Annotated in this window: 21 protein-coding genes; 16 read left to right on the top strand and 5 right to left on the bottom strand. The window is 69.4% G+C overall.

The window, feature by feature from the left end; translation table 11 throughout:
* Nucleotides 1–41 precede the first annotated feature (41 nt).
* Nucleotides 42–1250: a threonine ammonia-lyase gene (gene ilvA / locus J2853_RS40085; RefSeq protein WP_307566532.1), complete on the bottom strand. Its 1209-nt coding sequence runs from the start codon at nucleotides 1248–1250 to the stop codon at nucleotides 42–44.
* A 180-nt stretch (nucleotides 1251–1430) separates the two neighbouring features.
* Here ilvA and J2853_RS40080 point away from each other — a divergent pair, with 180 nt between their 5' ends.
* The 9 genes from J2853_RS40080 (at nucleotide 1431) to J2853_RS40040 (ending at nucleotide 9746) form a co-directional block, all read left to right on the top strand.
* Nucleotides 1431–1772, top strand: coding sequence for a PadR family transcriptional regulator (locus tag J2853_RS40080; RefSeq protein ID WP_307566531.1), 342 nt, complete (start codon nucleotides 1431–1433; stop codon nucleotides 1770–1772).
* Entirely contained in the window at nucleotides 1769–2833 is a 1065-nt protein-coding gene (locus tag J2853_RS40075) for a hypothetical protein (RefSeq protein ID WP_307566529.1), read from the top strand. Before J2853_RS40080 ends, J2853_RS40075 begins: the two co-directional genes overlap by 4 nt.
* A gap of 73 nt (nucleotides 2834–2906) precedes the next feature.
* Nucleotides 2907–3806: a hypothetical protein gene (locus J2853_RS40070; protein ID WP_307566528.1), complete on the top strand. Its 900-nt coding sequence runs from the start codon at nucleotides 2907–2909 to the stop codon at nucleotides 3804–3806.
* A 204-nt stretch (nucleotides 3807–4010) separates the two neighbouring features.
* A complete protein-coding gene (locus J2853_RS40065) occupies nucleotides 4011–4898 on the top strand; it encodes a hypothetical protein (protein ID WP_307566527.1) in 888 nt (295 codons plus the stop codon).
* Nucleotides 4895–6703, top strand: coding sequence for a peptidoglycan-binding protein (locus J2853_RS40060; RefSeq protein WP_307566526.1), 1809 nt, complete (start codon nucleotides 4895–4897; stop codon nucleotides 6701–6703). Before J2853_RS40065 ends, J2853_RS40060 begins: the two co-directional genes overlap by 4 nt.
* A 79-nt stretch (nucleotides 6704–6782) precedes the next feature.
* The gene (locus J2853_RS40055; RefSeq protein ID WP_307566524.1) at nucleotides 6783–7583 is read left to right on the top strand and encodes an ABC transporter ATP-binding protein; all 801 of its coding nucleotides are present in this window, start codon (nucleotides 6783–6785) and stop codon (nucleotides 7581–7583) included.
* 91 nt (nucleotides 7584–7674) lie between these two features.
* Nucleotides 7675–8850, top strand: coding sequence for an ABC transporter permease (locus J2853_RS40050; protein WP_307566522.1), 1176 nt, complete (start codon nucleotides 7675–7677; stop codon nucleotides 8848–8850).
* A gap of 201 nt (nucleotides 8851–9051) precedes the next feature.
* On the top strand, nucleotides 9052–9429 hold the full coding sequence (locus J2853_RS40045) for a type II toxin-antitoxin system RelE/ParE family toxin (RefSeq protein WP_307566520.1): 378 nt from the start codon (nucleotides 9052–9054) through the stop codon (nucleotides 9427–9429).
* The gene (locus J2853_RS40040) at nucleotides 9426–9746 is read left to right on the top strand and encodes a helix-turn-helix domain-containing protein (protein WP_307566518.1); all 321 of its coding nucleotides are present in this window, start codon (nucleotides 9426–9428) and stop codon (nucleotides 9744–9746) included. Before J2853_RS40045 ends, J2853_RS40040 begins: the two co-directional genes overlap by 4 nt.
* Nucleotides 9747–9779: 33 nt before the next feature.
* Here J2853_RS40040 and J2853_RS40035 read toward each other — a convergent pair whose 3' ends face one another.
* On the bottom strand, nucleotides 9780–10970 hold the full coding sequence (locus J2853_RS40035) for an FIST signal transduction protein (protein WP_307566517.1): 1191 nt from the start codon (nucleotides 10968–10970) through the stop codon (nucleotides 9780–9782).
* 275 nt (nucleotides 10971–11245) lie between these two features.
* On the opposite strand from J2853_RS40035, the gene J2853_RS40030 reads away from it, so the two are divergent.
* Nucleotides 11246–12643, top strand: coding sequence for a sigma 54-interacting transcriptional regulator (locus tag J2853_RS40030; RefSeq protein ID WP_307566516.1), 1398 nt, complete (start codon nucleotides 11246–11248; stop codon nucleotides 12641–12643).
* Nucleotides 12644–12652: 9 nt separating this feature from the next.
* Complete coding sequence (locus J2853_RS40025; RefSeq protein ID WP_307566514.1) at nucleotides 12653–14599, top strand: vWA domain-containing protein; 1947 nt, start codon at nucleotides 12653–12655, stop codon at nucleotides 14597–14599.
* A 72-nt stretch (nucleotides 14600–14671) separates the two neighbouring features.
* Here the strand turns inward: J2853_RS40025 and J2853_RS40020 are convergent, their stop codons facing one another.
* Nucleotides 14672–15094 carry a DUF6292 family protein gene (locus J2853_RS40020; RefSeq protein ID WP_307566513.1) on the bottom strand — a complete coding sequence of 141 codons (423 nt, stop codon included), beginning with the start codon at nucleotides 15092–15094 and terminating at the stop codon, nucleotides 14672–14674.
* 280 nt (nucleotides 15095–15374) lie between these two features.
* On the opposite strand from J2853_RS40020, the gene J2853_RS40015 reads away from it, so the two are divergent.
* The 3 genes from J2853_RS40015 (at nucleotide 15375) to J2853_RS40005 (ending at nucleotide 16336) form a co-directional block, all read left to right on the top strand.
* Nucleotides 15375–15521, top strand: a complete 147-nt coding sequence (locus J2853_RS40015; RefSeq protein ID WP_307566511.1) for a hypothetical protein — start codon at nucleotides 15375–15377, stop codon at nucleotides 15519–15521.
* Between the two features lie 67 nt (nucleotides 15522–15588).
* Complete coding sequence (locus J2853_RS40010; protein WP_307566509.1) at nucleotides 15589–15858, top strand: hypothetical protein; 270 nt, start codon at nucleotides 15589–15591, stop codon at nucleotides 15856–15858.
* A gap of 52 nt (nucleotides 15859–15910) precedes the next feature.
* A complete protein-coding gene (locus J2853_RS40005; RefSeq protein ID WP_307566507.1) occupies nucleotides 15911–16336 on the top strand; it encodes a hypothetical protein in 426 nt (141 codons plus the stop codon).
* Between the two features lie 138 nt (nucleotides 16337–16474).
* Here the strand turns inward: J2853_RS40005 and J2853_RS40000 are convergent, their stop codons facing one another.
* Entirely contained in the window at nucleotides 16475–17614 is a 1140-nt protein-coding gene (locus J2853_RS40000; RefSeq protein ID WP_307566505.1) for a cystathionine gamma-synthase, read from the bottom strand.
* A 376-nt stretch (nucleotides 17615–17990) separates the two neighbouring features.
* Here J2853_RS40000 and J2853_RS39995 point away from each other — a divergent pair, with 376 nt between their 5' ends.
* Nucleotides 17991–19226 (top strand): sensor histidine kinase, encoded by a 1236-nt coding sequence (locus J2853_RS39995; protein WP_307566503.1) that lies wholly within the window; start codon nucleotides 17991–17993, stop codon nucleotides 19224–19226.
* Here the strand turns inward: J2853_RS39995 and J2853_RS39990 are convergent.
* Entirely contained in the window at nucleotides 19223–20593 is a 1371-nt protein-coding gene (locus J2853_RS39990; RefSeq protein ID WP_307566502.1) for a cystathionine beta-synthase, read from the bottom strand. The two genes, J2853_RS39995 and J2853_RS39990, sit on opposite strands and share 4 nt — an antisense overlap.
* A gap of 135 nt (nucleotides 20594–20728) precedes the next feature.
* Here J2853_RS39990 and J2853_RS39985 point away from each other — a divergent pair, with 135 nt between their 5' ends.
* Entirely contained in the window at nucleotides 20729–21703 is a 975-nt protein-coding gene (locus J2853_RS39985) for an SGNH/GDSL hydrolase family protein (RefSeq protein ID WP_307566501.1), read from the top strand.
* The last annotated feature ends 21 nt before the right edge of the window (nucleotides 21704–21724 follow it).

Raw genomic sequence — 21724 nt, 5'->3', positions numbered from 1 at the left:
GGGAAACGTCGATCAGGGGGCACGATCCGGGAAAACGCGGATCATCCGATGGTGAGCCTGTATCCGTCCCTGCGGAGGGATCCGAGCACCTCGTCGGAGTGCACCGGCCCCCTGGTCTCCAGCTGGAGCTGCACCTCGACCTCGCCCACCCGCATGTTCAGCCGTTCGTGCACGATGTCCAGCACGTTCGCGCCGAGCTCCGCCAGCTTGGTCACCAGCGACGCCAGCGCACCCGGCCTGTCGGGCAGCTGCACCCGCAGCGTCAGGTAGCGCCCGGCGGCGGCCAGTCCGTGCCGGAGGACCTTGGACAGCAGCAGCGGGTCGATGTTCCCGCCGGAGAGCACGGCCACCACCGGCGGTTCGAAGACCTGCGGATGGGCCAGGATCGCCGCCACCGCGGCGACCCCCGCGGGCTCGACGACCTGCTTGGCGCGCTCCAGGCAGAGCACCAGCGCCTGGGAGATCTCGCTCTCGGTGACCGTGACGACGCTGTCGACCAGGTAGTGGATCAGCTCGAAGGGCAGCTCTCCCGGGAGGCCGACCGCGATGCCGTCGGCCATCGTCGAGGCGGGCCTGACCATGACCGGGTGCCCGGCCGCAAGTGAGGCCGGGTAGGCGGCGGCCCTCTCGGCCTGCACCCCGACGATGCGCACGCCCGGCCTCAGCGACTTGGCCGCGAGCGCGACGCCGGCGGCCAGCCCTCCGCCGCCCACCGACATCACGATCGTGCCGACCTCGGGAAACTGCTCCAGGATCTCCAGCCCGATCGTGCCCTGCCCCGCGATGACGTCCGGATGGTCGAAGGGGTGGATGAACACCGCCCCCGTCTGCTCGGCGTGTTCCCTGGCACGGGCCAGCGCGATGTCCACGGTGTCACCCGCGAAGATCACATCGGCGCCGTAGGAGCGGGCCGCGGCCACCTTGGGCAGCGGCGCCCCCTCCGGCATGTAGACCGTCGACTTGATGCCGACCAGGCCCGAGCTGAGGGCGACCCCCTGGGCGTGGTTGCCCGCGCTGGCCGCCACCACCCCCCGGCCGCGCTCCTCCGCGTTCAGCCCGGCGATCCTGACGTAGGCGCCGCGCACCTTGAACGACCCCGAACGCTGCAGGTTCTCGCACTTGAGATGGACGGGCCCGCCGAGGCCGTCGGACAGGGCGTGCGAGTGCAGCAGCGGGGTCCGCAGGGCCACGCCGGCGAGGGTCTCGCGGGCGGCGACCACGTCGTCGTAGGTCACCTGAGCGTCTGCCATACGGGCCATCCTCCCACCCCGTAGGTACGGCGGGCGGACGCCGGAGCCGGTGTGGCACGCGGGCGCCGGGGCCCGTACGGCACGCGGACGGCCACCCCGGAGAGTCCTCAGCCGACGCGGACAGGTTTCCCAAGGGGCCCGAGTTGACCATACTTCGCCGGGCGAAGTATGGTCTTCCGCATGGCTAAAGGATCAACCACGGTCAGTGAGCCGACCTATTTCATCCTCGCCTCGCTGCTCGACGGCCCCCTGCACGGACACGGCATCATCAAGCAGACCCTGAAGCTCTCCGAGGAGCGGGTCAGGCTTCCGGTCGGCACGCTTTACGGCGCGCTCGACCGGCTCGCGGCGGGCGGGCTGATCGCCGTCGACCGCGAGGAGATCGTCGAGGGGCGGCCGAGGAGATACTTCGTCCTCACCGACCAGGGACAGAACCTGGTCGCCGCCGAGGCCCTGCGCATGCAGCAGGCGTCATCGGTCGTGACCAGCCGGATCCTCCGTCTCGGATCGGCGTTCTCGTGACCGTCGCCACGGACCCGTCCGCCCCCGCAGGGTCGGGCGCCACCACGGACCCGGACTTCTCCGGGGGGACGAACATCAGAACCGGCCCGAACGCCACCACGGGAGCAGGCCTCATCGCGAAACCGAACGACGCCACCGCGGACCCGCGCACCGCCACGGGGGCGGGCGCGGGGGTCCTGGAGCGACGGTACCGGCGGCTGCTGCGGGGATATCCCCGCGACTACCGGTCCGGATACGGCGGCGAGCTGATCGCCACCCTGCTCGACACCGCAGAGCCGGGACGCACCGTGCCCTCGGCCCGCGAGTCCTTCGCGCTGGTCGCCGGCGGGCTACGGACGAGAGTGATCCATGCGACGGAACGGCCCGCCTGGGTCGACGGGGTTCACCTCGGAGTCCTGGCGTTGTCGGTCGCCCAGCTGGCGATGCTGGTGCCGTACGCGACCGCCGTCCCGCTCTGGGTCGGGCTGTCGGCGCTCGCCGTCGTCCTGATCATGCGCGGGTGGGTGCGTACGGCGCTGCCGGTGACGGCGCTGGTCGCGGTCAAGATCTGCTCGATCACGCTCGGCCGCACCTGGCTGGACCTGACACTGCTGCCGGTCTTTCCCGACCCGCTCTGGGGCGGCGGGTCACTCTACGGGGGCGGCGGCCCGGTGGCGCCGATGGTCGGCTACACACTGGTCGTGCTGGGCCTGCTGGCGCTGGCCGCCCGGGAGCCCCGGTCCATCGGGGCTCGGTCGTGGCTGTGGTGGGCGGCGATCCCGGCACTCGCCGGTGCCGACCCTGCCGGGCTCGACTTCACAGGTGGGCCCGGCCCCCTCGCGGTGGCCAGGGTCACCATGGAGATCGGGATCCTCGTCCTCGCGATCTGGGCCGGCCACGTGGCCCGCGACCCGCGCTGGGCGATGGCCGCCGGGATCTATCTCATCCCGGTCTGCGCCGTCCACGCCGAAAATCTCGGCGCCCAATCCAGCCAGGACGTGGCACACCTGGCCCTGCTCGTCTTCCTGACGGCGCTGGCCGTGATCGTGCCGTACCGCGCGAAGCGTCACATCCTTCTCTGATTCTCCAGATCGAATCACGGGCGGCGGCCACCGCCCCCGTGACCATGCCCGCAGGCCGAAACGGAGTCACCCCATGTCCCGCGTTCTCACAACCATGCCCGCCGCCACCCTGGCCCTGGCCCTCCTGACCGGATGCGGCGCGGAGACGGCGCCGTCCGCCGCGCCCGCCTCGGGGAAGACGTCCCCAACCACCGATCCGCACGGCAAACGCCGCCAGATGGAGGCGATGCGCGCCGACTGCATGAAACAGAAGGGCTTCAAGTACATCCCGAACGTCCCCGCCCCGCCGAAGACGGTAAGCGAGGAGCGCCGCCTTGAACTGGCCGGCGACTACCCGGCGATGCTCAAATATCGCGAGAAGCACGGCTTCGGGGTCTACTTCGCCCTCGCCTACCCGGACGACCCCGAGGAGGGCATCCCTGATCCCATTTCCGACCCCAACATGGAGCTGGCACAGTCGCTCTCCAAGACCCAGTACAACGCCCGGAACGCCGCCGACAACGCCTGCTACGCGGCGGCGTTCACCGCACTCACCGGCAAGAAGGTCTCCTCCATGGACGACGTCTCCACGCAGGCGGACACCCTCTACATAAAGACCAAGGAGCGCCTGCTCGATGGCGATCCCCAACTGGTCGAACTGGCCGGGGACTTCGGCGACTGCCTCAAGAGCAAGGGCTACCCGGTGGCCTCGCTCAAGCCCACCGCGATGACATTCAACACCTGGGACATCTTCGAGAAAGAACGCACCGCCTACCTGACCAAGCGCACGAAATCGGGCGAGGCGCAGACCTTCGAAGCCATGCGAATGTCGCCCGACGAGGCGAGGCTGCACCTGCCCAAAGAGATCAAGGCCTCGCTCGACGACCTGGAATGCGGCAAGGATTTCTACGCCGCGTTCCTTCCCAGGGACGGGAAGCTCCTGGAAGAGACCTTGAACGAGTACGGCGAGAAAGACGGGTTGCTGCCGTATTGAGGCGGGCGGAGTGAGAATCCGCAGCGGATCAGGACGCCCCAGGCCGGAAGCATTCCGCCGAAGGTCGCGCCGCACCGCGCGAAACAGCACGTTCGCCTCCACCCTCCCGTTGAGAACCCCTGCCCACCGCGAGCGGTGCTACCGCCTCTCGCACACGCCCGCACGGCGAAACGAGGTCACCCCATGCCACGCGTTCTCACAGTCATGCCCACGGCCATCCTGGCCCTGGCCGTACTGTCCGGTTGCGGTGGGAATCCGGCGCCCGGGGCGCCCGCCACCGAAAAAACCTCCGCGACCGCCGATTCGCAGGCCAAAAGCCGTCAGATCGCGTCGGTCCGCGCCGACTGCATGAAGCAGAAGGGCTTCACCTACATCGCGAACGTCTCCGCCCCTCGCCAGATTGGCGAGGAAGAGCGCAAACAGGACTCCGGCGACTACGCGGCGATGAAGAAATGGCGAGAGAAAAACGGATACGGCGTCTTCGCCTTCTACGTCTATCCCCAGGAGTTCGCGAACCCCATGGTAGAGCCGGAGGGCGACGCCCCGAAGAACATCAATCCGAACAACAAGATCCAGATGTCGCTCTCCGAAACCCAGCGCGCGGCGTACAACGACGCGGACCGCACCTGTTACCAGCGGGCGGTGAAGGAGGCCACCGGCAAGAAGGTCGACTCGATCACCGACCACTACGAGCAGGCCAACGCCAGGAGCGAACAGCTGATAACCCGCGAACTCGACGGCGATCCCCGGCTCGTCGAACTCGCCGCCTCCATGGGGAACTGTCTCAAGGACAAGGGTTACCCCATCGGCTCGACCAAGCCGTCCGCGCTCGCCGACCGCGGCCGGCTGAAGTTCGACACCGAGAAGAAGCCCCTGGGCGAACGGATCCCCGAGTCCATGCTGAAGAAGATGGACGTGTCGGAGGGCGCGCGCTGGGAGCCCAACCTGACGGCCGACCAGGCCAGACCGTACCTCGCCAGAGAGACCAAGGACGCGCTCGACGACCTGGAGTGCGGCAAGGACTTTTACCCCGTCTTCACCCCCAAGCAGATCGAGCTCCAGCAGCGGGCATACCAGGAGTTCGGGCTATGAGATCACCCCGGCGGGTGCTGGGGGCTGTGCTGGCCGGGGTCGTCCTGATCGCCGGAGGCGGGTGGGCGGTCGGCACGCGGCTGCGTTCCCCCGCCGACGAGGCCGCGCTCCGGCAGCCGCCCAAGCCGTCGCTGATCACCTCTCCCGTCGTACGGCGGAAGCTCACCAGCACGGTCGCCGTCAGCGGCACCCTGGCGTACGGCTCGCCGCTTCCCGTCACCCTCGCCGGGGTGGTGGGCGGCACCGCGGAGGCCCAGCGGGTCACCCGGGCTCCGCGCCCCGGAAAGATCGCCGAGGGCTCGGTGCTGATGGAGGTCAACGGCCGCCCGGTGTTCGCCCTGCGCGGCAAGGTCCCCATGCACAGGACCATGACCCCCGGCGCCACCGGCGCCGACGTCAGGCAACTCCAGACGGCGCTGCGCCGCCTCGGGTTCGGCGCGCCGAACACCGGCGTCTTCGACTCCGCGACCACGGCCGCCGTCCGGCGCTGGTACGCCAAGCGGGGATACACGGCCCAGGAACCCGACCTCACCGCCAAACAGACCAGGGAGCAGCTTCGCCAGGCCGTACAGGTCGCCGAGGAGGCCCTGCTCACCGACCGCAAGGCCCTCGAGGCCGGACGTGACGTCCTGCCGCTGAAACTCAAGCTCGACAACGCCCGTAAGGACCTGCGAGCCGCCGAGGACACGCTGGAGGAAGAGGACTCCGCGGACCTCACCCCCGAGGAGACACGCCAGGTGGAGGACCTGCGCCGGGCCGTACGGGCCGGCGAGGAGGAGGCCCTGGCCGCCGAGCAGGCCCTCACCGCGGCCAGGTCCCCGCGGCCCCTCCCCACGGCCGCACCTGAGACGGCCCTTCCCACGCCCAGACCCTCCTCGGCCCTCCCCACGGCGGAGCCCGAGGAGGACAGGCGGCTGCTGGAGCTGAGGGCCTCCAACGCCCGGCAGAACCTGGAATCCGCGCGCACCGCCCTTGCCTCTTTCGGGGACCAGGCGAGCGCGGGTAAGGAGAAACGCCTTGAGGAACTGCGCAGGACCGTACGGCTGGGCCGGGAGTCCGTGGCCACCGCCGAGCAGGCGCTGCGCCAGGCCCGCCAGAACTCCCCGCTCCAGCTGAAGGTCGCCAACGGCGGCAAGAACGTGGCGAGCGCCAGATCGATCCTGGCCGAATACCTGAAGACGTACGGCGTCGGCGTCCCGCCCGGCGAGATCGTCTTCCTTCCCTCGTTGCCCGCCCGGCTGGACAAGGCGGAGGTGAAGCCCGGCGACGCCGTCGAGGGAAGGGTCGCCACGGTGACCAGCTCGGCCTTCGCGGTGACCGGTTCGGTGGAGAGCAGGGAGGCCAAGCTGCTGCGCAAGGGCATGAAGGCCACGCTGGAGATCGACGACGAGACGCGGTTCCCCGCGGTGCTGAGCGCGACCGGCGACGCGGCCAGGCCCGCCGAGGCCGACGAAAAGGCCGAAGGCGCCGGTGCCGCAGGGGCCTCCGACGAGAGGCTGGGCTCGGTGCCGGTGCTGCTCACCCCGACGGTCACCAAGGGCCTGCAGGAGCTGATCGGCATGCCGGTCACCGTGAAGATCTCTGTCGGAGCCACCGAGAACGCCGTACTCACCGTTCCGGTGGCCGCGGTCGTCACCTCGGCCGACGGCCGGCCCCGCGTCCAGGTGGAACTGCCCGGCGGCGGAGACAAAGCCGGCGACGTGGAGGTCAGGACCGGCCTCACCGCCGACGGCACCGTGGAGGTGACGCCCGTGAAGCCGGGCGCGCTGAAAGAGGGCGATCGGGTGGTGGTGAGCGGTGTCTGAGGAAACGGTTCCTCCGAGCGGCGAAACCCATCCGCACGGTACGCCGGGAACGATAAGCGGCTATGAGCGGTAGTGAACTGTGAACCTCGTCATCCACCTGGACGACGTCAGCCGGGTGTTCCCCGCGGATCCGCCCGTGCACGCGCTCTCCAAGATCCGCCTACGTGTTGAGCAGGGTGACTATTTGGCCATCGTGGGCCCCTCGGGGTCCGGGAAGTCCACCCTGCTCAACACGTTAGGCCTGCTCGACCGGCCCACCTCGGGCTCCTACCTGCTGGACGGGATCGAGACGACCACGCTGAAGGACGGCGCCAGGACCAGGCTGCGGGGACACCGGATCGGTTTCGTCTACCAGTCCTTCCACCTGCTCGACCACCGGACCGTGGCGGAGAACGTCATGCTCGCCGAGGTGTACGGCCGGAGCGGCGGAGCCGGGGGTGAGCGAGCGAGGAACGAGCAGGCGAACCCTCGAGCGAGCGCGACCATCAACCCGCGCGGCGAAGCCGGGGGTGAGCGGGCGAACCCGCGGGCGCGCGCGACCGCCGGCGGGTATGGCAGGCGGGGCCGTCGCAGGCGTGCCGAGGAGATGCTGGAGAAGGTCGGCATGAGCCATCGGGTCGACTTCCTGCCCGGCCGCCTGTCCGGCGGCGAGCGCCAGCGTGTCGCCATCGCCCGCGCCCTGATGGGCGGGCCGTCTCTGCTGCTGTGCGACGAGCCCACCGGCAACCTCGACAGCAGGAACACCGAAGCGGTGCTCGACCTGTTCGACGGCCTGCGCGATCAGGGCCTCACGCTCCTGGTCATCACCCACGAGGACGCGGTGAGCGCCCGCGCGAGCCGCCGGGTCCGCATCAGCGACGGCGTCCTCACCGAGGAGTGACCATGCACGCCGCTCCCCCTCGGTACGCGTCCACCCGCTCTCTCACCCGCAGGGCGAATCACGCCGCCCGTTCTCCCGAAGGGATGTGACCGTGGACATCCGCGACCTCTGGTCCGAGGCCCTGGCGGGCATGCTCGCCCGCCCCGTCCGCTCCGCCCTGACCACGCTCGGCACCGTCCTCGGCATCGCCACCCTGGTCATCACCCTGGGCATCGCCGCCACCGCCGGAAACCAGATCGTCGGGCGGTTCGACGAGCTCACCGCCACCGCGATCACCGTCGAGGTGCCCGACAAACCCGACCCGCTGGTCACCTGGGACGCCCCCGCCTCCCTCACCCGGCTGCGCGGAGTGACCTCGGCCGTCGCGCTCGCCCAGACCGACACGAGCTCCAACCTCCAGGTCACCTCCAACGCCCTGGTGGACCCCACCAGGGTCACCGGCCAGACCCTGGCCGTGGTGGCCGCCGGGCCCGAACTCCCACGGGCGGTCCACGGCCGGATGACCGGGGGCCGTTTCTTCGACGAAGGTCACATCGGGCGCCGCGACCGCGTGGTGGTCCTCGGCGAGCAGGCCGCCAGGATGCTCGGCGTCACCCGCCTCGCGAACGCCCCCGCCGTGTTCATCGGCGACCGCGCCTACACCGTGATCGGCATCCTCGGCGATCTGCGCCGCGAGCAGATCCTGTCCACCGCCGTGATCGTGCCACCCACGATCGGCGCCGACTTCGGTCTGAAGAACGTCACCCGTGTCCTGGTCACCACCACCCTTGGCGCCGCCGAACTGATCGCCGGCCAGGCCCCCGTCGCGCTGAGTCCCAATCACCCCAGCGAACTCCAGGTCATCGCCCCGCCCAGCCCCAAACGCGCCCGCGACGGCGTCCAGGACGACGTCAACGGCCTGTTCCTGATCCTCGGCCTGGTATCCCTGGTGGTCGGCGCGGTGGGCATCGCCAACGTCACCCTGGTCACCGTGATGGAACGCATCGCCGAGATCGGCCTGCGCCGCTCCCTGGGCGCCGCCCGCCGCCACATAGCCGCCCAGTTCCTGCTGGAGTCCACGTTGATCGGTATGACCGGCGGCGTGATCGGCGCCAGTCTCGGCCTGGTCTCCGTCGTGGTCATCTCCGCCACGAAGGAGTGGACTCCCGTCCTCGACGTCGGCCTGGCCCTGGCGGCTCCCGTCGCCGGTGCCCTGGTAGGCCTTCTCGCGGGCCTCTACCCGGCCCTCCGCGCAGCCCGCATGGAACCCGCCGACGCCCTGCGTTGAACCGGGCCGCCGTCCGTGCATCTCACCTTCGTTCTCATACCTCGCCTTCGTTAATAAAGGCGGACCAAGCAGTGGCCTAGTAGGCAGTCTGCACAGCGGACGTCGTTCTCCTTCCGGTCCGCAGCGACTTGGTCATTTCTCAAATTGATCATGACGTAGAAGTTTAGAATATTCTAAATATTAGTTAGAGTGAGGAGAATCGTGAGCGAATGGGAGATCTTTTTCACCGAGGAGGTAGAAGAGTTCCTTGACGCACTCCATGAGATCGATCGGGGGTCGCACAAGCTGGTCAACCAGGCAATCCTGATGCTGGAGCGTAACGGGCCCGCTGAAGGGCGGCCATTGGTGGACACCGTCGCGGGATCCAAGATCTCTAATATGAAGGAGCTTCGGCCTGGATCCGCAGGCCGAAGCGAGATCCGGATTCTCTTCGTCTTCGACCCGTGGCGAGCGGCGATCCTGCTGGTTGCGGGAGACAAGGCGGGTAACTGGGAACGCTGGTATCGAGAGGCGATCCCGAGAGCTCAGCGACTGTACGAGATCTACTTGGTAGATCGGCAGAAGGAGATAACGCAGTGAGCAGCCATCGCAGGTGGCGTGAGAGCGGCCATCTGGAGCGCGCGATCGAGACCGCAGGCGGGCCGGAGCAGTTCGAGGCGGAGATCCGACATCTGCGAGATGAGCATCAAGCGTGGCGTCTCGCCGAGATGCGCAAACGGCGCGGACTCACTCAGAACCAGGTGGCGGAGAGCATGGGCATCTCTGTTGGCAGAGTGTCACAGATCGAGAAGGGCGACGTGTCAACTCGCGAGGTCCTGGATCGCTATGTGGCTGCGCTCGGCGGCACCCTCACGCTCATCGCTGACTTTGGCGACGAGCAGCTCAAGGTCAGCTGAACGCGGTCGTCACCACGTGGGCCCTCAGCGGGGTCAGGGGCTGTCGGCGGGGGTGCCGGAGGAGAAGACCAGCACGGAGGCGGTGAAGCCGTGCACGTGGTTGTGGCCGCCCACGGGACCCACCTCCCCGGCGGCGAAGAACCCCGCCACGCCGACGGGGCCGAGCGTGTCGCGGACGGCGACGGCGTCATGGTCGGCGCTGCCGAACATGGCCGAGCCCCGGCCGTTGCAGGAGAACAGCAGCGCGCCGTCCACCCGGCCGAACTCCTCGCGGTGCGCCTCAAGCAGCTCGTACAGGTCCTCGTCGGCGGTGGCGGCGTCGCGGACCTGGAAACGGACGGTACGGCCGACCTCGACGACGTCGCCGATGGCCACGGCCTCCCGCTCGGGATCGATCCCGATCACGCCCCGGATCAGGAAGTCTCCGCGCTCGTGCCGCTCGGCGTACTCGTTCATGGCGATGCCGATCTGCAGCCCCGAGGCGACCAGGTCACGGTCGTCCTCGTCCAGCGCGCTGACGATCTCCTCAAGCCGTGCCAGGGCCGGCTGGCCCGCGAGCTCCAGGAGCAGGTTGTCCTCGACCTCGGTGACGGCCATCGACGGGCCGATCGGGCGGCAGCCCTGGCTCACCACGGTGCTCACGTTGACGGGACCGCTGAGCAGCACCCCGACGGCGCCCTCGCTGTAGATCTCCCCGTCGGCGAACAGCCGGACCGCGCCCCGGCCCTGAATCGCGTTGGCCATGCCTCCGATCAGAGGCAGGTCGCCCAGCACCTCCTCGGAGCGCTCGACGAAGCCGTCGGTGGGGAAGCTGTAGGGATCGGCGAGCAGGATGGCCGCGTGGTCGTCGGGATGGCGTTCGGGCAGGCCGACCACGACAAAACGATCATCGGCCCGGAAGGTGTCCAGCACGAAGGTCGTCAGCCGGGCGCCGTCCAGGGTGGCGGCCCAGGCGCTCACCGAAGGGGTGACCTCGATCCCCTGCCCGTCACCGATCACTCCCGTGGCGCTGCAGCCGAGGACCGCGGCCTTGGGCGCCATCCGCATCGCCCGCAGTCCCGCGCGGGAGACGTCGTCGGGATCATCTCCGCAGATGAAGAAACAGAGCAGGTCAGCCGGCCCGGACAGGCCGTCCAGGGCCTGACGCACCGCGGTCTCGGCCGTGGCGACCAGGTCGGACCCCACCGCGAGACCATCGGCGAAACGGCTTGTCAACAACGCCACTCGTCTCGCCTCCCCCTGCTGTCCGAGGTTTCGCCCGGGGTGGTGTCAAAGCCCTCGAACGAAGCCTTACCTGAAGTTTGTCCTGAATTTCTGCCCCGATCTCACCTACCGAGACCTACCCGGAACGCGGGCCCGGGGGTCTCCTCGAAGCCTCGCCTTGGAACGATTCTCCCCACTGCGGGGACAAGCACGCGCGCCGACCGTCACGCGATAGTCAAGATCCGAAAGCGGGAGGAGAGTGCCGGATCGGGCGTTGGGGACGTAGGCTCGATCCCGTGCCTCACATTCCAGAGCCACGTACTCTGCGCGAGCTTCGCGCGAGCGGCCATATTCACCGTACGGTAAAGGCCGAGATCCGCGAGAACCTCCTGGCCCGTCTGCGGGCCGGGGAGCCGCGGTTCCCCGGCATCATCGGCTTCGACGACACCGTCCTGCCCTATCTCGAACGAGCACTGCTGGCCGGGCACGACCTGGTCCTGCTCGGCGAGCGCGGCCAGGGCAAGACCCGCCTCATCCGCACCATCACGACCCTCCTGGACGAGTGGACGCCGGTCGTCTCCGGCTGCGAGATCAACGACCACCCCTACGAGCCCTCGTGCGTCCGCTGCCGCCGCCTGGCCGAGGAGACCGGCGAGGAGCTGCCGATCTCCTGGAGGCACAGGGACGAGCGGTACGGCGAGAAGCTCGCCACGCCCGACACCTCCGTCGGCGACCTGATCGGCGACATCGACCCCATCAAGATCGCCGAAGGACGCACGCTCGGCGACCCGGAGACGGTCCACTACGGCCTGGTTCCGAGAAGCAACCGGGGCGTGTTCTCCGTCAACGAGCTGCCCGACCTGGCCGAGCGGATCCAGGTGTCGCTGCTCAACGTGCTGGAGGAGCGCGACATCCAGGTCAGGGGATACAACCTGCGCCTGCCGCTGGACATCCTGCTGATCGCCAGCGCCAACCCCGAGGACTACACCAACCGCGGCCGGATCATCACCCCCCTGAAGGACCGCTTCGGCGCCGAGATCCGCACCCACTACCCGCTCTCGATCGAGAACGAGCTCGTCCTCATCCGCCAGGAGGCCGCCCTCGACGAGATGGGCGCCGACGTCCCCGACCACCTGATCGAGGTGATCGCCCGCTTCACCCGGCTCGTCCGCGAGTCCACGGCGGTCGACGCGCGGTCCGGCGTGTCGGCCCGCTTCTCCATCGCGGCCGCCGAGACCGCGGCCGCCTCCGCCGTACGGCGTGCGGCCCTGACCGGCGAGGAGCGCCCGGTGGCCCGGGTGGCCGACCTGCCGGGAATCGTGCACACGCTGCGCGGCAAGGTGGAGTTCGAGGTCAGCGAGGAGGGCCGGGAGACCGAGGTCCTCGCCCACCTGCTCCGCCGGGCCGTGGCCGAGACGTTCCGGGGCACGCTCGGCGGCGTGGATCTGACCGCGCTGCTGGACAGGTTCTCCGAGGGTGTCCAGGTCGAGTCGGGCGCCATGATCCCCGCCGCGGAACTGCTCCGCAGGATCGGCCCGGTGCAGGGCCTGGCCAAGATCATGTCGCAGCTCGGCATCGGCGACGAGTCCCCCGGACACGCCGCCGCCGCTCTGGAGTTCGCCCTGGAGGGGCTCTACCTCCTGCGCCGGCTGTCCAAGGACGAGGTGGACGGCACGGCGGTCTACCGCACCTGAGGTGTCACGATGAGCTACCGCTATGGCCAATACCGGGACGGGCCCGACCCGCTCGCCCCGCCGTACGACGTGCGTTCGGCGCTCGACAAGATGGGCGACGCCATCCTGTCGGGCTCCAACCCCGGTCACGCCCTGCGTGACCTGCTCAGGGACGGCCTGCCCGGCGCGCAGGACCGGCGTGGCCTGGACGACCTGCTCCGCGAGGTACGGCGACGCCGGTGCGAGCTGCGCGAGCGTGGCCGCCTCGACGGGACCCTGGAGCGGGCCAGGGCGCTGCTGGACAAGGCGATCGGCCAGGAGCGGGCGGAGCTGTTCCCCGACCCCTCCGACGACGCCCGGCTGCGTGAGTCGGAGCTGGACGGTCTTCCCGACGACACCGCGAGCGCGATCCAGGAGCTGAACAATTACCAGTGGCGCTCGGCCGCCGCCCGGAAGACCTTCGAGGAGCTGCGCGACCTGCTGCGCAGGGAGGTGCTCGACAGCCAGTTCCGCGGCATGAAGCAGTCGATGGCCAATCCCGACCCGGCCGCGATGGAGCGGGTCAGGGAGATGATGTCCGACCTGAACGACATGCTCGACCGGGACGCGCGTGGCGAACACACTCAGGATGACTTCAATCAGTTCATGTCCAAATATGGAGACATGTTCCCGGAGTCGCCGCGGAATCTGGAGGAACTGGTCGACGCCCTCGCCCGCCGGGCCGCGGCCACCCAGCGCCTGCTGGCCTCGCTGACCCCCGCCCAGCGCGAGGAGCTCAACCAGCTGATCGACCAGACGCTGGAGGACGCCGGGCTGGCCGAGCAGATGCGCCGCCTCGGAGAGTCCCTGTACTCCCGCCGTCCCGACCTCGCCTGGAACACCCCGGAGCGGATGGGGGGCGAGGAGCCGATGGGGATGGGCGACGCGGTGACCGCCCTGGACGAGCTCGCCGACCTCACCCAGCTGGAGGCCGCGCTCCGCCAGGACTACCCCGGCGCCCGGATGGACGACATCGACGAGGACGCGATCCGTCGTGCCCTGGGCCGCTCGGCCGTCGACGACCTGGAGGCGCTCAAGCAGATCGAGCGTGAGCTGGAGCAGCAGGGATACCTCCGCCGCCAGCGCGGCAAGCTGGAGCTCACTCCCAAAGCCGTCCGCCGCCTCGGGGAGACGGCGCTGCGCCGCGTCTTCGCCTCCCTCGACGCGGGCCGCCGCGGAGACCACGATCAGGTCGACGCGGGCTCCGCCGGCGAGCTCACCGGGTCCTCCCGGCCCTGGCGGTTCGGCGACGAGCAGCCCATCGACGTGGTCCGCACGGTGGTCAACGGCGTACGGCGCGGCGGGAACAACGGAACGGTGACCCTGTCGGTCGACGACTTCGAGGTGGCCGAGACCGAGAGCCGTACGGCCGCCGCGGTGTGCCTGCTGGTGGACCTGTCCTACTCGATGGCCCTGCGAGGCACCTGGGCCGCCGCCAAGCAGACCGCGATGGCCCTGCAGGCGCTGGTCGCCTCGAAGTTCCCCCAGGACTCCGTGCAGATCATCGGCTTCTCCAACTACGCCCGGGTCCTCTCGCCCGACGAGCTGGCCGGGCTGGAGTGGGACATGGTCCAGGGGACGAACCTGCACCACGCCCTGCTGATCGCGGGCCGCCACCTCGACCGCCATCCCGACTTCGAGCCGGTCGTGCTCGTGGTCACCGACGGTGAGCCCACCGCCCACCTGCGACGCAACGGCTCGGCCGCCTTCGAGTGGCCGCCCACTCAGGAGACGCTGGAGCTGACACTCGCCGAGGTGGACAAGATGACCAGGCGCCGGGCGACGCTCAACGTGTTCATGCTCGCCGACGACGAGCGCCTGAAGGAGTTCGTGAACGAGGTGGGCCGCCGCAACGGCGGCCGGGTCTTCTCCCCGGGCGCCGACCGCCTGGGCGAGTACGTCGTCAGCGACTTCCTGCGGACTCGCCGGACGCGTTGACCGAGGCCCCGTGGCAACGCCCTCCGGACGATGGGGCGGGGTCTCTCGGGAAACGCCCCAAGGGACCTCGTCTCAGGCGCCGGCGTAGGCGACGTAGCCGTTGAGTGCGAGGTCGAAGCCGTCGCGGTAGTGCCGGTACGACCGGTAGCAGGGCCGCCACGCCGTGCTGTTGCCGACACCCGCGCGGGCGTCGACGACGGCGGAGGGGAGGCGCTCGGGCCGGAGCAGCAGACCGCCTCCGAGGTAACGGGCGTCGGCGAGGACCGTGAGGGTGTCACGGTCGCCGGCCACGTAGCGGCCACGGCGCCAGCCGCTCTCCTCGTCCCACACCAGCGCGTCGTCGCCGGCCAGCAGGATCGTGACGGTGCGCGGGTCACAGGGGCCCTGCCACCAGTCGCGGACCTCGTCGCCCAGCGCCTCGACGACGCGGCTCACGTAGAAGGCCGGCTGCTGTCGCCACTCCTCGGTGTACGGCTCCACATGTCTCACAGCCACAGTGGGCACTCCCTTGTGCCTTCGAGCACGATCGGTCGAATTTGACGGACGCGCGCCCGGCACGACCGTGGCATCACCGCCGACGGTCCCTTCATGGGAACACGCGTTGTTGATCCTACTCACCTCGCCGGTGTGCTCAGGGCGAATGCGAAGATCGCTTTCCATCCTGTCCGCTCTTCTCCGTTCGCACCGCCCGTCTCCTGCCGCCCAACGGCGTTTGTTGGCCGAATCGTGACCCTGCCCCGACAACTTCTCCGCCATCGGCGCCGTCTTTCCTGTAATGGCATTCGCCATTGCGGAACGGGAGGAAGTGAGTCCGGTGGTCGCGGGGATTCTCGTGGCGTTGATGCTCATCACCTGTGTCGGTTTCGAGTTATGCATGGCCCCCCATGGTCGCGACGAGCGGAAGGTCGCCGAGGAGGAGTAACCCAGCACTGTCTTGAAACAGGGCGATATCCGGGAAATGCTTATTCACGTCGCTCCGGAGGAGCAGCATGTGGATAGCGGTCGCGGTAACGGGCGCAATCATCGTCGTCTGCTTTCTGATCGCCCTCGTGGTCGTCGTGATCAGCATTCATGTCGAGGACGGCCGCGCGACGATCACCAGTCGCGCACCGGGGGCCGCCGCTGCGCGAACGCGCCGGATACTGGGATTGAAAGTCGACCACAGCACCTGCCGGAAAGTAACGAATCCTGAGCATGCGTGCCCGCTGTGCCGCCGCGGTCTTCAAAAGATCATTCAGGAGGACACCGCCGGCCAATGACGCTTGCGCGAGCCGTACCCAAGAGAGATCACCGCAGACTAATGTCTGGCGCATGACAAACCTGCTGCTCTGGCTGCATCTCGGTTTTGCGATCTTCGCGCTCGGGCCGGTCACCGCCGCCACCATGTCCACGCCCAGATTCATCCGCGCCAAGGACCTGAACGTCCTGCGTTATCTGCACAAGACCACGCGGATATACGCCATCGCGGCCGTCGGCGTATTGGTGTTCGGAGTGCTGCTGGGCCGCGAGTACCTCGGCAAGCCCTACCTGTCGGTCTCGATGACGCTCTTCGTCGTCGCCGCGGGGCTCCTGGTCATCGTGGACCGGGACCAGAGCAGCGCCATCCGGGCTCTCGGCAACGAGAACCCGGATGACGACGCCAAGGTCCAGACCGCACGGATCGCCACGCTCTCCAGCATCGTCACGCTGATCTGGCTGATCATTCTGGTTCTGATGGTCTGGGGAACCCCGAGCTGAGGCCCCGCGCCCGATCCGCCGGGGGGCGACGCCCGTGCCCGGCTCCCGGATCGTCACGGCGGCCGGCCCGGTCCCGGAGCGTCAGGGTGCCGTGCCGAGCCGAAGCGGTGCCCCGGCCGGTCCCGGCCGGGATCGGTGCTAGCCCAGCGCCTGGCTGAGGTCGGCGAGCAGATCGTCGATCGTCTCGATGCCGACCGACAGGCGGACCAGATCGCCGGGCACCTCCAGCGGCGAGCCCGCCGCGGACGCGTGGGTCATCCGGCCGGGGTGCTCGATCAGCGACTCCACCCCGCCGAGCGACTCGGCCAGCGTGAACAGCCTGGTCCGGTTGCAGAGCTCGACCGCCTCCGCCTCTCCGCCCGCGACCCGGAAGGAGACCATGCCGCCGAAGCGCCTCATCTGCTTGGCGGCCACTTCGTGTCCGGGGTGCTCGGCCAGTCCCGGGTAGAGCACCGAGGTCACCCTGGGGTGGGCGAGCAACAGGTCCACGACCCGCTCGGCGTTGTCACAGTGGCGGTCCATCCGCACCCCGAGCGTCTTGAGACCCCGCAGCGTCAGCCAGGCGTCGAACGGCCCGGCCACCGCGCCCATCGCGTTCTGGTGGAAGGCGAGCTCCTGGCCGAGACCGGCGTCGCGGACGACGAGCGCCCCGCCGACCACGTCGGAGTGACCGCCCACATATTTGGTGGTGGAGTGCACCACGATGTCCGCACCCAGGGCCAGAGGCTGCTGGAGGTACGGCGAGGCGAACGTGTTGTCCACCACCAGCAGCGCGCCGTTGTCGTGCGCGAGCTCGGCCAGCGCCGCGATGTCGGCGATGCCGAGCAGCGGATTCGTGGGGGTCTCCACCCACACGACCCTGGTCTTCTGGGTCATGGCAGCCGCCACCGCGCGCAGGTCGCCGAGCGGGGCCGGGTCGTAGTGCAGGCCCCAGCGCTCGTGGACCTTGGAGAACAACCGGTAGGTGCCCCCGTAGGCGTCATTCGGGATGATGGCGTGGTCGCCGGGCTTGCAGATCGTGCGAAGCACGGCGTCCTCGGCCGCCAGCCCCGAGGCGAAGGCCAATCCGCGGCTGCCGCCCTCGACGGCGGCGAGGGCCTCCTCCAGCCCGGTCCTGGTCGGGTTGGCCGACCGGCTGTACTCATATCCGGAGCGCAGTCCGCCTACGCCGTCCTGCTTGTATGTGGAGACCGCGTAGATCGGAGGAACGACGGCCCCGGTGTGGGGGTCAGGCTCCTGACCTGCGTGAATGGCCAATGTCTCGAATCCTTCACTCATGAGGTCCACGCTACTCGCAAACCGGCCGCACCATCCGGCCCCGCCGTACCGTGGCCCGGCCCCGAAAAAGCCGATCCACCCCGGCCACCGCCCTGCCTTCCACCTTCCGCCAGGCCCGATCGGGGCCCGGCTCGGGGGCCGGACCACGACCGGGTTCACGACCGGGTCCGGGGCCCGGTTCGAGCGGTGGGGTCTCCGCCGGCCACAGGGCTGGTTCCCGGTTTCACGGCGACTTCGCCCGGCCGCCCGCGGAAAAGTCTCCGGGGCGACCCGCCGCACGTCGCGACACGCGCGGGCGAAGACTCGCCCCAAATGCGGGTATCTCCGCCGAACGGTTGATACGACATGCCGGCCATTCGGCCTACGCTCAGTGGTCGTGGGGAAAACGCATCGGCTCGTCCGCTGGGTCCAGAGGCTCAGCGAGATCGCGATGATCGGCTGGCTCCTGCTGCTGCTCCTGATCGACCTGCTGTCGGCGGTGAGCGGCTCCGAAATGACATGGCTGAACCTGGTGTGCGGCGTCGTCGGCGTTCTGGCCGTGATGACCCGCCGGACCCGGAGGGTCCAGGGGTTCGCCGTCCTGCTCGTGTTCTCCTTCACCTCCACCGCGATCGTCGGGACCGTCGGCGTCGCCTCCACGCCGGGCCTGGCCGAGACGGGGTCGCTGCTGATCCTCACCGTCGGCGGGCTGCACTGGATCGAACCGATCAGGCGGGGCGCGCTGTTCTCCCTGGCGTCGGTGGTCGCGCTGGAGGCCTCCGCGGGACGCCTGCTCTCGGGCGGCCAGTCCCTGGCCTTCGGTTTTTTCATCTTCGTCGTCTGGTCCGTCGCCGCCGGGATCGGCGCCTACCTCCGCTTCCAGCTGGAGCGCCGTAAGGAGGCCGTGCACTCGGTACGGCGCGCCGAACGCCTGGAGCTCGCCAGGGAGCTGCACGACCTGGTCGCCCACCACATCACCGGGATCGTGGTCCAGGCCCAGGCGGCCAAGGTCGTCGCCGAGCAGAGACCGGAGGCCGTGGTCCCCTCCCTGGAGGCGATCGCCAACGCCGGATCCGAGGCGCTCACCTCCATGCGCCGCCTGGTCAGCGTGCTGCGAGCGGAGGACGAGGCCGCCCGCTCCCCCGGCAGCACGTTCATGGACATGCGCACGATGGTGGAGCGCTTCTCCGCGGACGGCCCCAAGGTCGCCTTCGACATCGGCTCGGGCCTCGCCGACGACACCCTGCCTCCGGAGGTGATGACCACCATCCACCGGGTCCTGCAGGAGTCGCTCACCAATGTCCGCCGGCACGCCCCCGGCACCGACTGGGTCGAGGCGGACCTGAGGCTGACGGACGGCTCGGACATGCGGGCCTGGGCCGAAAGCGTGCGGGTGAACGACAAGCAGGAGTCACGTGGCCAGCGAGGCTCCCCGGCGATCACGGGCACGGTGCGGCTGCGGGTGCGCAACCACGGGTCGGCGTCCGACATCAGGGTCTCGCGCCTGGGGGGCGGTTTCGGCCTGGTGGGCATGGCCGAGCGCGTGGAAGCGCTCGGCGGCCGCCTCATCGCCGGCCCCATCCCCCCGGGAGCCTGGGAGGTGACGGCGGAGTTCCCGCTCAAGGACCCCTAGTGGTTGACCAGGAAGGCCAGCAGGTCCTGGCGGGTGACCAGGCCGACGGGCTTGCCGTCGTCGAGAACGACCGCGGCGTCGGCCTTCTCCAGCGCCTCGACCGCGGTGGCGACCGGCTCGCCCGCGCCGATCGTCGGCAACGGCTGGGACATGTGCTCGGCCAGCGGATCGGTCGGCCGCACCCGGCCGCGGTAGAGGGCGTCGAGCAGGTCGCGCTCCAGGATCGAGCCGACCACCTCGGCGGCCATCACCGGCGGCTCCTCCTTCATCACCGGAAGCTGCGACACGCCGTACTCACGCATGATGGAGATCGCCACCTCCACCGACTCGTGCGGGTGGGTGTGCACGAACTCCGGCAGTCCGGAACCCTTGCGGCTCAGCACGTCCTTGACCAGTCCCTCGTCGGTGGACGTGGTCAGGAAGCCGTAGTCGGCCATCCACTCGTCATTGAAGATCTTCGACAGGTATCCCCGGCCGCCGTCCGGCAGCAGCACGACCACCACGGCGTCGGGACCGGCCTGCTTGGCCACGCGCAGTGCCGCGACCGTGGCCATGCCGCAGGAACCGCCCACGAGCAGGGCCTCCTCGCGGGCCAGGCGGCGGGTCATCCCGAAGGAGTCCTTGTCGGAGACCGCGATGATCTCATCGCAGATCGTGGTGTCGTACGTGGCCGGCCAGATGTCCTCGCCGACGCCCTCCACCAGGTACGGCCGGCCGGTGCCGCCGGAGTAGACCGAGCCCTCCGGGTCGGCCCCGATGATCTTCACCCGGCCGCCGGAGACCTCCTTGAGGTAGCGTCCGACGCCGCTGATCGTGCCGCCGGTGCCGACACCCGCCACGAAGTGGGTGATCCGCCCCTCGGTCTGCTCCCAGATCTCCGGACCGGTGGAGTGGTAGTGGCTGTCCGGGTTGTTCGGGTTGGAGTACTGGTCAGGCTTCCAGGCGTTCGGCGTCTCCCTGGCCAGCCGGTCGGAGACGGAGTAATAGGAGTCAGGGTGGTCGGGCGAGACGGCCGTCGGGCAGACCACGACCTCGGCCCCGTAGGCCCGGAGCACCGCGACCTTGTCCTGGGCCACCTTGTCCGGCACCACGAACAGGCATTTGTAACCGCGCTGCTGAGCCACGATCGCCAGGCCCACGCCGGTGTTTCCCGAGGTGGGCTCCACGATGGTGCCCCCCGGACGCAGCGCGCCCGACTTCTCTGCCGCATCGATCATGCGCACCGCGATCCGGTCCTTCACCGAACCGCCCGGATTGAAGTACTCGACCTTGGCCAGCACCTGGGCCGGCACCCCTGCCGTAACCTTCTGAAGTCGAACAAGAGGGGTGTTGCCCATCAGCTCGACCAGCGAGTCATATACGCGCACCGCGATGATCACCTCGAAATACCAAAGCTTGTCAGCTTGTTGTGTGGAACGCCGTGATCCCATTGGGGTGGCGGGTACTCGGCTAGCTTTCTAAGGCAACGCTACCGCCGCACCGTGTGAGGGAGGCAACGCCACGTGATCTGGACTCCCGGGGTTGCGCGCGCGGCACGGCGCATCGCCGCCGCCGCGGCCGTGGGCGGCGGCGGACTCACCGCACTGAGCGCGGCCACCTATGGGTTGCTGTTCGCCGAGGGCGTGCTGGCCCGTCGCATCGTCGGCCGGCCACACGGCATGGAGGGACCCCCGTCGGACGGGGTCTACGGGAGTTTCGACGGCGAGCCGATCCGGATGGTCATGCTCGGCGACTCCCTCTCCGTGGGGCTGGGCACCACGGAGCCGGCCGAGACCCCGGGCGTGCTGATCGCCTCCGGCCTGGCGATCATCGCCGAGCGGCCGGTACTGCTGACCGTGGCCGGCAAGTCGGGGGCGATCTCCGCCGAGCTCGGCGACCAGGTGGATCAGGCGCTCAAGGGCCGGCCCGAGATCGCGGTCGTCTTCATCGGCGCCAACGACGTCACCACGCAGACGATGCCCGCGCGGGCCGTACGGCACCTGCAGAAGGCGGTGTGGCGACTGCGGGAGGCGGGGGCCGAGGTGATCGTGGGGACCTGTCCCGACCTGGGCACGGTCCGGCCGATCGCGCAGCCGCTGCGCTGGGTGACCCGGCGCTGGAGCCGCCAGCTGGCCGCGGCGCAGACCGTCGCCGTGGTCGAGGCGGGTGGGCGGACGGTGGCCTTCGCGGACCTGCTGGGCCCGGAATTCGACACAAACCCCACCGAGATGTTTGGACTTGATCGTTTCCACCCATCTGCCAAAGGCTATCAACAGGTTGCTTACGCAGTGCTACCTTCTGTATGCACTGCGCTGGAACTGTGGCCCGAGCCCCAGCCTCGGCGCAGTGAGTCGATCTACCTCGCGGCAGCCATGGCCGCGGAGGAACCCGGGGCCGAGGTCTCCGCAACCCGCGTCGCCGGTCGAGCAACCGGCGCCCATGGACGATGGGCGACCCTGCTTCGCCGGAGGCCTGTGGTGATGCCTGACGACGCCTGAGCACGGTCACCCTCCGCGGCG

It is taken from the genome of Streptosporangium lutulentum (genome assembly GCF_030811455.1).
Lineage (GTDB): Bacteria > Actinomycetota > Actinomycetes > Streptosporangiales > Streptosporangiaceae > Streptosporangium > Streptosporangium lutulentum.
The sequence above is the reverse complement of the archived record's forward strand: the minus strand, read 5'-3'. Positions and strand labels throughout refer to the sequence as shown.